Raw genomic sequence first — 15,668 nt, 5'->3', positions numbered from 1 at the left:
GGCGTAATAGTATCCACATTACCACTGCTGTTTGCTGTGCTCTCGTTGCCTGCCGCATCGGTAATACTCGCGCTTACAGTAAAGTCACCTTGTGCAAGGGCACCTGGAATCTCAATGTTCCAGTGACCATCGCTGCCAACTAAGGTCTCAATGGTTTGCACAGCGCCTGCGCTGTCGGTGATGGTGAGTGTAACAGTGCCACCAATTTCATTACTGGTACCCTGAAGCTCTGGTGTTAAGTCGCTAACATCGCCTACGTTTTGAATGGTGAGTATTGGCGCTTGCGTGTCTAACGTAATTGTATCTGTAACTGTTGTCGTATTTCCTGCTTCGTCAGATACACTCACTTCGATGGTGTTATCACCTTCATTTAAATCTGTTTGCGGCGTTACTTCCCAGTTACCATTTGCATCTACTGTGGTGCTAAGTGTTTGTTCAACTCCATTTTCATCTGTGATAACCACCGTGATACTGGTACCAACTTCTGCATCACTAGTACCTGAAATGGTAGGCGTTGAGTCGTTGGTTACAGTATCAAAGTCAACGGTTAAGCTAGGTCCTGATGTATCTATGTTGCCTGTAGCTGTATCTGAAGCGCTATTACCTGCTGCATCAGACACTTCAGCTTCAACAGAGTAATCTCCCGAGGCCAGCTCTTGAGAAAGCTCAACACTCCAATTACCATCGGCATCTGTTGTTGCGCTAAATGTGCGAACAACGCCTTGGGAATCAGTTACTGTTAAATTAATAGCAGTACCCGAAACCACACCTGTTGTGTTACCTGAAATAATTGGAGTAGTGTCATTACTAGTTTCTAGTTCATTTACTTGTATGGTTGGAGGCGTAATATCAATTACAGCATCAAGCTCTGCATTTGCGCTTCCCCCACCTATGTCTGTTACTGTCGCACTAATTAAAATGGTGCCTTCAGCCAAATCGGCTGGCGGAGTAACACTCCAAAGTCCGTTTTCATCAACAACCGTAGTTAAAGTAATTATTCCACCCGCTGAGTCAGTGATCTGAACTTCAACTTGAGAGCCAACTTGTGCATTAAAGGTATCACCATTAATTTGAGGTGTTTGATCGTTAGTTTCACCAATAACATCAATGGTAATAGTCAATGCGCTTGTATCAATTGTGCCTGAAGCACTTGCTGTGCCTTCATTACCAGCGCTATCACTAATACTTGCATCTACAGAGTAGCTCCCTTCAGCTAAAGCCACAGGCACTTCAACAGTCCAACTGCCATCAGCAATTACTTGTGCTGTAATAGTTTGAACTGCACCATTAGCATCAGTCACAGTTAAAGTAATAGTTGAACCAGCAGGCTCCCCGCTCACCGTACCTGAAATAGTCGGTGTCGTATCACTCGTATCGCCTAACGCGTTAATAGTCACTATTGGCGCTGTGGTATCAACCTCTCCCGTCGTTGTTGCGGTTGTTTCATTACCCGCAGTATCTGTAACCGATACTTCAACCGCAAATTCACCCTCACTTAATTCATTGGGCACATCCACCGAAAAAGTGCCATCTGCTTGTACTTCAGTGGTAATGGTTTGTGGATTACCTGCTTCATCAGTGACGGTAATAGTAACAACGGTGCCCTCTGGCTCACCCGTTGCGCTGCCTGAAATAGTTGGGGTAGTGTCGTTAGTATCACCTACTGGGTCAATAATAACTGTTGGCGCGGCAGTATCCACTTCGCCAGTTGTGGTTGCTGTGGTTTCATTGCCTGCGGTATCGGTAACTGATACTTCAACCGTAAACTCACCCTCACTTAATTCATTTGGTACATCAACACTAAAAGTGCCATCGGCTTGTACTTCAGTGGTGATTATTTGTGGGTTACCAGCGTCATCAGTTACTGTAATAGTAACAACCGTGCCCTCCGGCTCCCCCGTTGCGGTGCCTGAAATAGTTGGTGTGGTGTCGTTAGTATCACCTACGGGGTCAATAATAACTGTTGGCGCAGCAGTATCGACTTCTCCCGTTGTTGTTGCGGTAGTTTCATTACCTGCGGTATCGGTAACCGATACTTCAACGGTAAATTCACCTTCACTTAATTCATTTGGTACATCAACTCTAAATGTGCCATCGGCTTGTACTTCTGTGGTTATGGTTTGTGGGTTACCTGCTTCATCCGTAACTGTAATAGTAACAACCGTGCCTTCTGGCTCACCCGTTGCGGTGCCTGAAATGGTTGGGGTGGTGTCGTTAGTATCACCTAAGGGGTCAATAATAACTGTTGGCGCTGCAGTATCAACTTCGCCTGTTGTTGTTGCGGTAGTTTCATTACCTGCTGTATCGGTAACCGATACTTCAACCGTAAACTCACCCTCACTTAATTCATTTGGTACATCAACACTAAAAGTGCCATCGGCTTGTACTTCAGTGGTGATTATTTGTGGGTTACCAGCGTCATCAGTTACTGTAATAGTAACAACCGTGCCCTCCGGCTCCCCCGTTGCGGTGCCTGAAATAGTTGGTGTGGTGTCGTTAGTATCACCTACGGGGTCAATAATAACTGTTGGCGCAGCAGTATCGACTTCGCCTGTTGTTGTTGCGGTAGTTTCATTACCTGCAGTATCGGTAACTGATACTTCAACAGTAAATTCGCCTTCACTTAATTCGTTAGGTACATCAACACTAAAGGTGCCATCGGCTTGTACTTCAGTGGTGATTATTTGTGGGTTACCAGCGTCATCAGTTACTGTAATAGTAACAACCGTGCCCTCCGGCTCCCCCGTTGCGGTGCCTGAAATAGTTGGTGTTGTATCGTTGCTATCCGCCAGTGCATCAATCGTAATATTTGGTGCGGTATTATCAATAGTTCCCTGTGCAGAAGCTTCACTTTGGTTACCTGCTTCATCACTAACGATGGCATTAACACTAAAGTCACCTTCAACTAACTCATTAGTATCGGCTGTCCAGCTACCATCAGCTAGCGTTTGTATTGTAATTGTTTGTGTATTACCACCAGCATCTGTAACGATTAACGTAACAGTTGTTCCGGCTGGTACATTTTGTACAGAACCTGAAATTGTTGGAGTAGTATCGGCGCTATCTGGGATTGTATTAATTGCTATAATTGGAGCTGATAAATCAATTGTTCCACTAACAGTATCGCTTGCTTCATTACCCGCAGCGTCTGTTACTGTTGCTGTAATTGTAAAATCGCCTTCAGCAACCGCTTGAGTTGCACCTACTTGCCAAGTTCCATCTTCTGACACAACCGCCGTCAATGTTTGAGACTCACCATTTGCATCAGTAACTAAAACACTAACAAGGCTACCCGGTGCTACATCACTCGTTGTTCCGCTAAATGTAGGCGTTGTGTCGTTTGAATCAGCAAAATCATTTATTGCCACTAAAGGAGGGGTGGTATCAACTGAGCCTAATTGTGAATCTTGAGCTGCGTTACCCGCATTATCCGATACATTAGCTGTTACTGTAAAATCCCCCTCACTTAAAGCAGTTGGAATCTCAATACTCCAAGTACCATCAGCACTTATAGTAGTCACTAACTGTTGCTCTGCTCCTAGACTATCGGTAACAATTAAAGTTACTTCACTACCCGATGCTAATCCTTGGGTAGAGCCTGTAAGCGTAGGTGTTGTATCGTTTGTATCTGCAATATTGTTAATAGTCACACTTGGTGCAGTTAAATCAACTGTACCTGTAACAGTTGCAGTACTGCTATTGCCAGCAGTATCACTAACACTCGCTGTTACTGTGAAATCTCCTTCACTGAGATCTGCAATAATATCCGCTGTATATGTACCATCGGCATTTGTAATTGTTGTCAGTGTTTGTTCATTGCCTTCACTGTCAGTTATTACTAAGGTAACTTCTGTTCCTGCTGGTACATCAATTACGTTACCACTTACCGATGGAGTTAAATCATTCGTATCCTCAATAGGATTAATAGTGATTGCAGGATCTGTTAAATCAATTTCTCCAGTTTCACTTGCAGAAGCTGTATTACCCGCAGCATCAGTTACAGTTGCAACCACACTAAACTGGCCTTCAACTAATTCATTACTTGCCTCAACTGACCAGCTTCCGTCAGCACCAGTAACTACTTGCACGGTTTCTGCTACGCCATCGCTTCCTGTAAATGTAACGGTTACTACCGCACCAGGCTCTACGTCTTGGGTAGAGCCGCTAATTGTTGGTGTTGTATCGTTAGTATCAATAATAAAATTAATGCTTACAGTTAAATCAACATTACCTACTGCACTTGCTTGCGCCTCATTGCCCGAGTCATCTATAACCGCTGCAACTACAGTAAAGTCGCCCTCAGGCAGAGGGTTTGTTACTTGTGCAGACCACGAACCATCTTCTTGCGTCACTGCTAGTAATGTAAATGTGCTGCCATCGCTTGCAGTAATAGTTAAAGTGATGGTTGTACCTGCAGGCACATTACCGGTGTTACCACTTAAAAATGGAGTGGTATCGTTAGTATTAGCAATTGCATCGATTTGAATTGAGATAGGAGCAAACGTTATTTCGCCGTTTGTTTGCGCAGATGCCTCATTACCCGCAGCATCTGATACTGACGCAGTTGCGGTAAATTCACCACCTGGCAAGATTTCATTAGCATCAACACTCCATGTGCCATCTTCATTTAATAAAGTAGTTAAAGTTTGTACGTTACCGTTAATATCGGTTACTAATACTGTAATAACAGAGCCCGCAGGAGCGTCTTCCACCCTACCAACAAATGTTGGTGTAGTATCGTTAGTATCAGCAATTGCAGTAACGGTAATATCAGGGTTTGTTAAATCAACAACACCTTGGTTATTTGCTTGGGCTTGATTACCTGCAGCATCACTTACACTTGCATCAACCTCAAACTGCCCTTCAGCCAATGGCGTAGTTACGTCGATAGACCAATCCCCATCAGCGTTAGTTTGGGTTAATAATGTTTGAGTTTGACCATCAAAATCGGTAATAACCACACTAATAATAGAGCCTGCAGGTACATCTTGCGCGTTACCTGTAATCGTTGGCGTGGTGTCTTGAGTGTCGTTAATATTATTAATTTGTACCGAAGGCGCCGTTAAATCAATTACTCCTGAATCACTTGCTAATGCTAAGTTTCCTACACTGTCGCTTACTTGTGCATCAACAGTAAAATCACCTTCAGGTAAAGGAGTCCCTACTTCTACACTCCAGCTTCCATCGGCTTGGGTAACTGCAGTTAATGTTTGTATTTGTCCTGCACTATCTGTAACAGTAATTGTTACTTGAGTGCCCTCAGGAACACCATTTGTTGTTCCAACAAGTGGTGGTGTTGAGTTATTTGTTTCATCAGTTACATTTACGGTGATTACCGGAGCAGTTAAATCTACATTCGCTAAAGCTTGGTCTATAGCTTGATTTCCAGCTGCATCAATCGCAACAGCGCTTACGTTAAACTCCCCTTCAGATAAAGGTGAGGTGGTAGTAATTACCCAATTTCCTTGAGCATCAACCTGAGTAACTATTGTTTGTACCGTACCTGCACTATCCGTTAACGTGACTGATACATTATCCCCAGTATTCAAACCAGATACTGTCCCTGTCACTGTCACTGTTTGCGAAGCAGAATCGGCAACAGGATCAATAGCAATAAGTGGAGGTGTTGTATCAACCTCAATTGAAATAGTGTCGTTTATAGGATTACCAACAGGATCCGTCGCTTCAACAACAACCGTTACAGGGCCATCAGCAATTGGTGTTGGTAGGGTTATTTCAAAGGTACCATCAGGGCCAATTACAACACTAACTACTTGAGAGTTTCCATCAACATCAGTTACCGTTACATTAACCGTTTCGCCGATTAAGTTTTCGCTCGTACCGGTGATTGTGGGTTGTGATGAGTTAGTAATACCTAGCTCATTAAGTGAAATAGAAGCAGTAGTTGAATCAGGCACGATACCATCAGAGGTATCTCTTAAGTTAAAAGCTTCAGTAGCGCCTTGATCAAAAGATGAATCAAAAGTAACACTACTAGGATCAACACTTTCAGAAATTCGGGTTAGCTGTACAAACGAACTGCCTCCATCTGCACCCGCAGCGTTACCCCCACCAGCGGCTGTTGCCTCTAAATTATCTAAAATGTCCCCATCACCTTCTAACGCATCTAAAAAATCTGTTACATCAGAATTAGCCGCTGTTGATGGGTCTTGCTTTGCCCCTAAATCTAAGCTTGCAATTGCTTCATCTAAACTTTCATCAAAAACAGTTGTTTCGCTAGAGTCTCTGGCTTCTTTCGCTAATAAGTCTGGTGTTATTTTTACCTTTTGATTGGCGGGTATAGATAAGGTTTCACCTTGCACATCAATTTGTAGAGACGATTTAATAGCAGTAACAACTAAATCACCCACGGTGATAGTGTCACCAACATTTAATGCTCTTATTGACCCATCATCCAGCACAACACCTGCCGAACCTTGAATATCAATAACTACCAGTTGATTTGCTTCCATTTTGGTACCCTCAAACTTTTTAAAATAACAATCTAATAAGTTAAAGGTAGGACAAAAAAGCCACATAGATACTGTACTCAAGTACAGGTTTAAAAGAAAAATTCAAAAATAAAAAATCAACAAAAAAGTGGTAGAAATTTTTTTTTATGCTAACCAAAACGATTACTTGCAAAAATGGTATTCCTTTACTAAATACTTAAGGGAGCATTTTCGGTCTTAACAGGATCTAAGAGGAAGAAATGATTACAAAAAACACTTTTAAGAAACATCAAGAGACTATGTTAATCGGACTAACGATTACTGCCGCAACTCTACTAAACTATGTGCATGCAAATGAACAATCAGCAATGCCACTTACCTATGTCTCAAGTAAAGCGATTGAAAACAATCCTGAAGTACAAGAAGCATGGCATGCTTTTAAATCTTCGATTTATGGAGTAGATGCTGCCCGCTCAGGTTATTTACCAAGTGTTGATGTATCAGCAAGCGCGGGCTATGAAAGAAGAAATTACGGTGTTGAAGAAGAATATAACCGTAATACAGCCGAGTTAAGTGTTACTCAAATGCTTTACGACGGTTTTAGAACCTCGAATACTGTTGATCGCTTTAAACGCATTCAACTCATTAGGTACTTTGAGCTTATTTCTCAAACAGAACAAACAGCACTTGAAGCCTCAATAGCCCTGCTCGACGTACAAAAATTTAAAGAGTTAGTACAACTTGCAGAAGCAAATTTACAAGAGCACGAGTCTGTATATCAACAAATAGAACAAAGTGTAGGAGCTGGTGTAGCGCGCGCTGCCGATCTAGAACAAATTAGTGGGCGCTTATCTTTAGCACAATCTAACGTATTAACGGAGTACTCAAATTTACATGATGTAAGCGCTCGCTACTTAAGGGTTGTAGGAGAGCTTCCTATGAACGATATAAAGCAAGCTGACCTTGATGAAAAAAATATACCAATTTCAGTTAATCAAGCGCTAGACGTCGCTTACAAAAATAGCCCTTCATTTTACGCCTCTTTGTATAATATTGAAGCACAAAAAGCGAACGCAAAAGCACAAAAAGCAGCGTTTCATCCTAACGTAGATTTATCTGCCCGCTACGGTAGCCAAGATAGAGATGAACTTGGTCAAAATGAAACCAGAACAGAAGCGCGAGTCGGCATCGATATTAGCTATAATTTATATAATGGTGGTCTTGATAATGCCAATTTAGAACAAGCCTATCAGGATATAAACATTGCAAAGTATCAACGCGATCAGTCTTGTATTGATATTCGTCAGAGTCTGCAAATTGCTTATTACAACGTCACTATATTAGAGCAAAAGTTACCGGCGCTTGATCAACACCGCGAATCATCAACTAAAGTTAAAATTGCATATAAGGATCAATTCGATATAGGCCAACGAACTCTACTAGACGTACTTGATGCCGAAAACGAATCATTTCAATCAACACGTTCATACATAGTCGCGCTTTACGATCGTCAATCAGCTATTTTAACTATGCTAAAAGAAATGGGGAAATTACTGCCAGCACTTAACGTGATGTCAGATAAATACCCTACATTAAAAGAGCTAACTGACGACCCTATTGTTCATACCGCACAAAATATCTGTCCGAGTTACGATGTAGCAACCACTTTTAGCCGCAAGGCATTTCTTCAAAAAAAAGCTAAGCAAGATAATGCATACATGAGTGTAACGGCTATGCCAAGGTACTTAAATATACCGCTGGAAACCGACACGACAGCAAGCAGCTTTACCGATGATGATGGTGACGGCGTACCAAATGAGCAAGACACTTGCCCAAGCACACCTTTGAATACAAATGTAGATTTATCTGGTTGCACAATTTATAGCGCATCAACCTCGAATATAGAAATTGGTATTCCTTTTTCTGCTGACTCAAGCGATGTAAGGTCTCAATATATTCAAGAAATTAGTCGGCTTGCAGATTTTTTAAAAGAGAACCCAACTAAACAGGTTGAAATACAAGGTCATGCCTCTTTAGATGGAGACCGTAAATATAACCGTAAACTATCAGAAAAACGTGCGTTTGCCGTAGCTGAAATTCTGATTAAGCAATTCGATGTAGAACCTAAACGTGTTAAATCGTTCGGGTATGGCATCGATCAACCACGTGTAAACGAAATATCAGTAAGAGCAAATGCTGCGAATCGACGTATCGAAGCTGTAATTACCGATATCTAAGTCAATTAACGTTATGTAAATAACCTAAACTCGGCATGAAATATTTAAGTCGAGTTTAGGTTTACTAGTAACAATCCTATGCAGTTCTACATAACATTGGATGGTGTATGGAATTAAACGATGTACTTGATCATGGTGGCATCCTCGTTGACTGCCTAGCAGTTTTATGTCGTCATCATGGTAAAGAGTTTTCAAGAGAAGCACTATTAAATGGACTTCCTCTAACTGATGGAAATCTTACTCCATCAGGTTTTTCGCGCGCAGCAAAGCGCATTGGCTTTAAATCAAAAGTAGTTAATAAGCCACTACAAAAAATTAATACAGCACTGCTACCTGCCATCTTAATTTTAAAAGATAACCAAGCCTGTGTTATTAATTCTATTGATTACGATAAACAGTTGGTGAGTGTAATTTACCCAGAACTTACAGAATCAGTTATCGAACAAAGCATTGATGAGTTAGCTGCTAACAGTGTAGGTTTAGTTATTTATGCTCAACCAGAGTTTGCATTTGATGAGCGAACACCTGTACTTGAAAAACTATCAAAAGATGGATGGTTTTGGGGAGTAATTAAAGAATGCCGCTCACTTTATAAAGACGTAATTATTTCGGCTGTTGCTTTGGGCTTTTTGTCGGTTGCTATGCCTTTATTCGTAATGAACGTATATGACCGCGTAGTGCCCAACCACGCAACAGAAACCTTATGGGTACTTGCCATTGGCATTTTAATAGCACTCACTGCTGACTTTGTTTTGCGCTTAGTAAGAGGCTACTTTGTAGAGCTTGCTGCCAGCAGAATAGATGTCAAAGTATCGGCTGTAATAATGGAGCGGGTATTAGGTATGAAACTAAAAAACCGCCCATCGTCCGCAGGCTCCTTTGCTAGCAACATTCAATCATTTGAAGCTGTACGTAACTTTTTTAGCTCCATAACACTTGTCGCATTAGTCGACTTGCCATTCGTAGTTTTGTATTTAATTGTTATTGCCATTATTGGCGTACCTCTAAGTTTACCTATTATCGCGGGCGCACTTATATTATTAGCTTACGCTATAGCCGCACACCGCAAACTTGAAGCTCTTTCAGAACAAACAATGAAAGCAAGCTCAATGCGAAATGCTGTACTAGTCGAAAGCTTAACCAATATTGAAGATGTAAAAAGCTTTCACTCAGAGTGTAAAACACAGTCTGTATGGGAAAAGTCGACCATTTACATTGCACAAGTAAACGCACATAGCCGACTCGTTTCTAGCTCTATATCAAATACAGCATCATGGATACAGCAATGCGTAGGCGTAATAATAATGATAATAGGCGTACACCTCGTTATTGAAGGTGAGCTAACTCAAGGCGGGTTAATTGCAGCCTACCTATTATCGTCTCGTGCTATGGGCCCAATCGGGCAGTCGGCCGCTGTTTTAGCACAATATCATCATGCCGCAATAGCAATGCAATCACTGAACGAGATTATGGAAAAAGAGGTCGAGCGTCCACCTGGTAAGCATTGGTTAAGCCACCCTATTTTGAAAGGCGATATAGAATTTAAAGATGTATGTTTTAAATACTCTGACGAATCGCATAATGCGCTCAACGGCGTTAGTTTTAAAATTAAAGCCGGTGAAAAAGTCGCCATTTTAGGACGTAATGGCTCAGGTAAAAGTACATTAGAAAAGCTTATTTTAGGACTATACGACCCCTGTTCAGGATCAATTTTGATGGACAATAATGATATACATCAAATTGACCCAGCTGAGCTTCGTCATAATATTGGCTACCTACCACAAACCGTTGCTCTGTTTTATGGAACCTTGAAAGACAACCTCACCATGAGTGCTTGGCATGCCAAAGACGAGCAAATTATTGAAGCCTGTGAGCGAAGCCAATTATTTGATTTAATTAATTCGCACCCAGACGGATTTGATTTACAAGTAGGCGAGCAAGGTCGTCAATTATCAGGTGGGCAGCGCCAAGCTGTAGGTATAGCAAGAGCCATAATTAACGACCCTCCTATACTATTACTAGATGAGCCAACCTCATCACTAGATCATAATAGTGAAAGTAAAATTATTAACAATTTAAAGGGTTATTCTAAAGATAAAACCTTAATCGTGGTGACTCACCGCTCATCATTACTTGAGCTTGTTGACCGAATTATAGTTTTAGATAACGGAAAAGTAGTTGCTGATGGACCAAAACAAAAAGTAATTGCAGCGTTAAATAATAAGACAGTGGAGCAAGCCTCATGAGTGACAATAAAAAACCACTTGAACAGCGCTCCTTTGAATCTGTTAGCAGAGCAATAGAAGCAAGAAAGCAAGGCAAGCCATCAATATTTAATAAACTATTTAAAGGATGGATTTCTCCGCCTAACAGCCAAGACTGGGTAGTCGATGCGCAGTGGGAAAAAATGCAACAGGAGCCAGCAAGCGCTAGGTTATTGCTCTATTTAATTTGTTTAACGTTTATATGCCTTATTGTGTGGTCTGGTTTTGCTAATTTAGATGAAGTTGCTCGTGGTGAGGGGCGAGTTATTCCCTCCAATAAATTACAGCTTATTCAATCTTATGATGGTGGTATGGTCGAAAAAATAAATGTAAAAGAGGGGCAAATAGTAAATGAGGGTGATGTACTCATTAAAATAGACCCTACCCGCTTTATTTCTAGCTTTAGAGAAAACCAATCCAAAGTTGAGTCGTTAAGCGCAAAAGTAGCGAGGCTCAGAGCACTCACTCAAAAAAAGGAGCTCGTATTTAGCGAGTCTGTTATTAAAAATGCGCCTAGAGTTGTGCAACATGAGCGTTCTCTTTATTTGAGTAACAGCCAAGAATTAGAGCAACAAGTAAGTATTCACAAACGCCAACTAGAGCAGCGACACCAAGATTACATTGAAGCCAAAGCGGCACTTGAACAGCATACGAGCGCGCTGCGCTTAACAAACAGAGAGCTTAAAGTGACCCGTCCATTGTTACGCACCGGTGCCATTTCGGATATAGATATTATTCGTTTAGAGCGTCAAATAGTTGATTTAAACGGCGAGATAAACAGAACCAAGGCAGTTATAAATAGGAGTCTTTCGGCCATTAACGAAGCTAAAAATAAAGTAACCGAAGTTGAACTCGTTATGATTAACCGTTGGAACAATGAACTATCCGAAGCGCTACTTCGACTAGATTCAATTAAAGAAACTGAATCTGGCTTGGCCGATAAAGTAACTCAAACTGAAATACGTTCTCCTGTTAAAGGCACTGTACAGCGATTATTAGTTAATACTGTTGGCGGTATTTTACAGCCCGGTAGTGATGTTATGGAAATTGTCCCGCTTGACGATCAACTTGTAGTAGAGGCAAAAATTCCGCCTAAAGACATTGCATTTTTACGCCCTGGGCAATCTGCGATGATAAAATTTAGTGCCTACGACTTTGCCGTATATGGAGGCCTTGAAGCAGAGGTTTTACATATTAGCGCCGATACAATTACAGACGACCGTGAGAACACCTTTTATTTGGTGCAACTAAAAACTACCAAAAATAACTTTTCAAAAGAGCTGACTATTATTCCAGGAATGACCACTCAAGTGGATATTATTACCGGTAAAAAAACCGTACTTGAATATCTTTTAAAACCAGTTCTTAGAGCTACATCGCAAGCGATGACAGAGCGTTGAGCATTTAATAAACGGAGATATAATGCGCCAAAGTATTTTTATTACACAGCCTGAATTTGAATCGAAGCACTGGCATGCAGCGTTTCCTGGTTGTTTAATATGCACAAAAGAACCAAACAGGGTAACGGCATCAAGTATTATTTGGATTTTAGCCGGCACACCGAATTGGCTTGAGCTCGTTAAAAAGTATTCGCAACAACGTTTACTCGTTATTGTAATGACCAACGAACTAGACATAAATCAATTAAGGAGTGCGCTTGAAGCAGGCGCTAGAGGATACGTAGAAGCACTCGCCACTAAAATAATTATTGAACAAGTACTTGAGACAATTTGTTCTGGCGGAATATGGTTACCAGGACAATTACTATCTAATTTAGTGGGAGCTTTATCAAATACACCGTTTAAATATGCGAGCACATGCGAGCTTGATGTACTCACAAAACGAGAACGCCAAGTAGTTGATATTGTTGTAACAGGTGCAACTAATAAGCAAGCTGCAGAATCTTTAAATATTACAGAACGCACAATTAAAGAGCATATGAGCTCTATATTTAATAAGTTAAAAGTTCGCGACCGTATTCAATTAATGTTAGTTGTAAAAGGGCATTAACCGAACCGTTAATGCCTATTACTTACTCTTTAATAACCCCATCAAAACCTAAGTTAATAAGCGTATCTATATCATCTTGGCTTGTTACACCTTGAGCCACCACTTTAATGCCAATAGAATGCGCTAACGTACACACTCCTCGCAAGAATGTTTGGTTATCTTGGCTGTAACTAATATTGTGTCCGTAAACGCTATCAACCTTAATCATTTCAAGACCAAATTCCTGAATTTTATAAATTTTAGTAAATTCAGGGCCCACACGTTTTAATGCTACCTTAGCGCCCATACATCGAGCCTGCTCACAAAAATCTTTAAATATCTCAATTTCGCTAACGGCAATACTTTCACGAATATCAAAACAAATTTTAGAGGCTAAATCAGGAAACGCCGAAAGATACGTAAGAATCGAAGCAAGCGCAGCATCATCAAGTAGCGTTTGAGCAGATAATTCAACCGAAATCAGTTCACTTGGTGGCTCAATACTATAATGAGCCACCAACGCCTTAATTAAACCCCAATCTAAACGCGCTAATAACTTTAATCGGTTAGCCCACTGGTAGTAGTAACTAGCACGGTATACTTGCCCACCAAGCTTTAGGCTCAACCCTAATTGATTTTGCATTACCGGCCCTGTAAAGCTCGTTACTGGGTAAGTATTTATTTCTAAATTATTATTGTTGAGTGCCTCTTCTATGGCATTTTTCCAGCTAGTTGCATTATCAAACAGCTCACTTTCTTGCTTGATTTGAGCTACTTTTGCTTGTACATCAGATTGTTTACCCGATGATTTTAAAAGTTCATCCGCACGCTTTAATACATCAAATCGCGTGTCGTCTTTTTGAATATAAGTACAGCTGTGAGGTATCGCTAGGTTAACGTTTTTATACTCTTCAACAAACGATTGATGCATCAATAAAATACGTTCACTGATTGCTTGAATATCATCAATATCACTAAATAAAACTGTAAAATCGCTGTGAGAAATACGTGCAATGTAATTTTCAGAAAAGTGTTCTTGGTTGCTCTCTAAGAAGCTAACCAACATCTGTGAAAATCGACGTAGAAAGTTAACCATTTCTACTCGTCCCACTTCCTCACTTACGCGATCGAGGTTTACAACCCTAAATAAAAACAAAGCACCATGGGCATGATCTTTCGATTTTTGTAAGTGAGCCTCAAGCGTTGCACCAAAGTATTCTCTATTTGCTAAACCAGTTAGCTCATCGTGTTGCGATTTAAATCTAAGCTCTTCTAAACGTTTATTATCTTCTTTAATAATACGGCTAAAACGGGTAGATAATTGGTTCATTGATTGCACTAAACGTGCAAACTCAAATGTACGTGGAACGCTCGATTTAATAAAACGTTTTTCACCAAATGCATTAGCCTGATACACAACATCATCTAGTGGTTTTAATATTCTACTTAAAAAGTAAGCACTAACTATACAAGCAAAAAAAGCGACAATTAAAAAGCTAAAAAATAGTTTAAGTGCACTTTCCCATAAGGCTTGCTCAGCATATTGACTATGGCTTTCTATAAACAAAGTACCAAACTGCTGCCAACCATTATTTACTTGCCCAACCCCTGGCTGTACATTTAATCCATACATTGCTCTAAACCACTGCGGAGCCGTCGCTTTAAGCTCATCGGTAAACGTGCGTTTAACAATCACCTCACCATTAGGGTCTTGTAGTTCTATTCGCTTATAATGACCGGTATCAAATGTGGCCGATACTAATAATTCAAGCTCAACGGGGTCTTTGTCTAATTGACTGATCATCAACGCAAGTGAGCTGGCGTTATCTACATTTTTTAAGTACAGCTGGGTCGAAAAATAACTTTTAGCCGAATTAGTACTAATTAAAACACTACTTATAAAGCCCACAAAAATAACAATTAATAATGCAATCCATAGCTCTTGCCTGAGTGTTATTTTTCGTTTTTTCAGATACTTAGATAAGGAAAATGATGCCATTACCACATAACTCCTTCTTTGGTTGTCTGCTCCAAAATTTTACGCCAGCGTGAAAGTCTTGCTGTTGGGCTGGCTACACTTTTGGTTGAATTATTAGCCCATAAACCTTGGCTGTTAAAGCTAAAAACAGGGCTTAAATCTACACGTTTTGCAGCAGGTAAAACCTTTGTTATTAAACTGTCTAAAATAAGTGGCTGAGCGTTTGGTGTAGCAAAATAACCTAACACCATATGCGCTTGCGTTTTGTTAGTGCCCGCAATTTTTGCTTTTACATAAATAAGGCGTAACTTGTCGTCGCTCACACCTAACGCTCTTAAACTGATATATTTTGCTATTGCGTAATCTTCACAATCACCTAAGCCTCTGCCTAATGTTTCTAAAGGGGTTGCCCAATAATCGTTTTGTTTCCATAGCAAAATATCTGTTTGGTAGCGTAAATTACGCGCAAAAAAATCATTAACAATAAGAATTTGTTGTTGCTCTGGCTTGTTTTGAGTTTGCACCAACATGCTTTGCCAGTTGCGAGCAACTGCCGCTCGCGCAGGCCCGTATTTTTGACCCATGAGCTCTATAAAGGTATTAAATTGAATAGTTAGTCGGCTTGCAAGCACACCACTGGAGAGTACAAAAAACAGCAATAGGTAGCGCAAATTGGCTTTGCACCATATAAATAATTGAGGATTTAAATGACTTGGCTTAATCGCCATTTACAGAGCCACTGTTAATA

General features: G+C 40.6%; 7 protein-coding genes. 4 read left to right on the top strand and 3 right to left on the bottom strand.

The features are described from left to right. A partial coding sequence (locus H5115_RS04265; protein WP_182753818.1) for an Ig-like domain-containing protein occupies positions 1-6,473 on the bottom strand: 6,473 nt, incomplete at its 3' end. A gap of 239 nt (positions 6,474-6,712) precedes the next feature. Between H5115_RS04265 and H5115_RS04260 the strand changes: the two genes are divergently transcribed. The 4 genes from H5115_RS04260 to H5115_RS04245 all read left to right on the top strand — a co-directional run bounded on the left by H5115_RS04260 (position 6,713) and on the right by H5115_RS04245 (position 12,963). Further along, on the top strand, positions 6,713-8,689 hold the full coding sequence (locus H5115_RS04260) for a TolC family outer membrane protein (protein ID WP_182753816.1): 1,977 nt from the start codon (positions 6,713-6,715) through the stop codon (positions 8,687-8,689). Positions 8,690-8,796: 107 nt separating this feature from the next. Continuing rightward, on the top strand, positions 8,797-10,935 hold the full coding sequence (locus tag H5115_RS04255) for a type I secretion system permease/ATPase (protein ID WP_182753814.1): 2,139 nt from the start codon (positions 8,797-8,799) through the stop codon (positions 10,933-10,935). Continuing rightward, positions 10,932-12,353: an HlyD family type I secretion periplasmic adaptor subunit gene (locus H5115_RS04250; RefSeq protein ID WP_182753812.1), complete on the top strand. Its 1,422-nt coding sequence runs from the start codon at positions 10,932-10,934 to the stop codon at positions 12,351-12,353. Before H5115_RS04255 ends, H5115_RS04250 begins: the two co-directional genes overlap by 4 nt. A gap of 22 nt (positions 12,354-12,375) precedes the next feature. Further along, a complete protein-coding gene (locus tag H5115_RS04245) occupies positions 12,376-12,963 on the top strand; it encodes a response regulator transcription factor (RefSeq protein ID WP_182753811.1) in 588 nt (195 codons plus the stop codon). Positions 12,964-12,985: 22 nt separating this feature from the next. Here the strand turns inward: H5115_RS04245 and H5115_RS04240 are convergent, their stop codons facing one another. Continuing rightward, positions 12,986-14,941: a LapD/MoxY N-terminal periplasmic domain-containing protein gene (locus tag H5115_RS04240; protein WP_182753809.1), complete on the bottom strand. Its 1,956-nt coding sequence runs from the start codon at positions 14,939-14,941 to the stop codon at positions 12,986-12,988. After that, on the bottom strand, positions 14,941-15,648 hold the full coding sequence (locus H5115_RS04235; protein ID WP_002961331.1) for a transglutaminase-like cysteine peptidase: 708 nt from the start codon (positions 15,646-15,648) through the stop codon (positions 14,941-14,943). Before H5115_RS04235 ends, H5115_RS04240 begins: the two co-directional genes overlap by 1 nt. Positions 15,649-15,668: the final 20 nt, after the last annotated feature.

The sequence above is a fragment of the Pseudoalteromonas sp. SR44-2 genome, from assembly GCF_014163745.1.
Lineage (GTDB): Bacteria > Pseudomonadota > Gammaproteobacteria > Enterobacterales > Alteromonadaceae > Pseudoalteromonas > Pseudoalteromonas distincta.
Note: the sequence above shows the minus strand (reverse complement) of the source record. Positions and strands in the feature narration are given on the sequence as shown.

What these genes read in the sequence shown, in the direction of transcription:
- H5115_RS04255 (WP_182753814.1), top strand. Translation starts at nt 8,797, where the DNA reads ATGGAATTAAACGATGTACTTGATCATGGTGGCATCCTCGTTGACTGC.
- H5115_RS04235 (WP_002961331.1), bottom strand. Translation starts at nt 15,648, where the DNA reads ATGGCGATTAAGCCAAGTCATTTAAATCCTCAATTATTTATATGGTGC.
- H5115_RS04240 (WP_182753809.1), bottom strand. Translation starts at nt 14,941, where the DNA reads ATGGCATCATTTTCCTTATCTAAGTATCTGAAAAAACGAAAAATAACA.
- H5115_RS04245 (WP_182753811.1), top strand. Translation starts at nt 12,376, where the DNA reads ATGCGCCAAAGTATTTTTATTACACAGCCTGAATTTGAATCGAAGCAC.
- H5115_RS04250 (WP_182753812.1), top strand. Translation starts at nt 10,932, where the DNA reads ATGAGTGACAATAAAAAACCACTTGAACAGCGCTCCTTTGAATCTGTT.
- H5115_RS04260 (WP_182753816.1), top strand. Translation starts at nt 6,713, where the DNA reads ATGATTACAAAAAACACTTTTAAGAAACATCAAGAGACTATGTTAATC.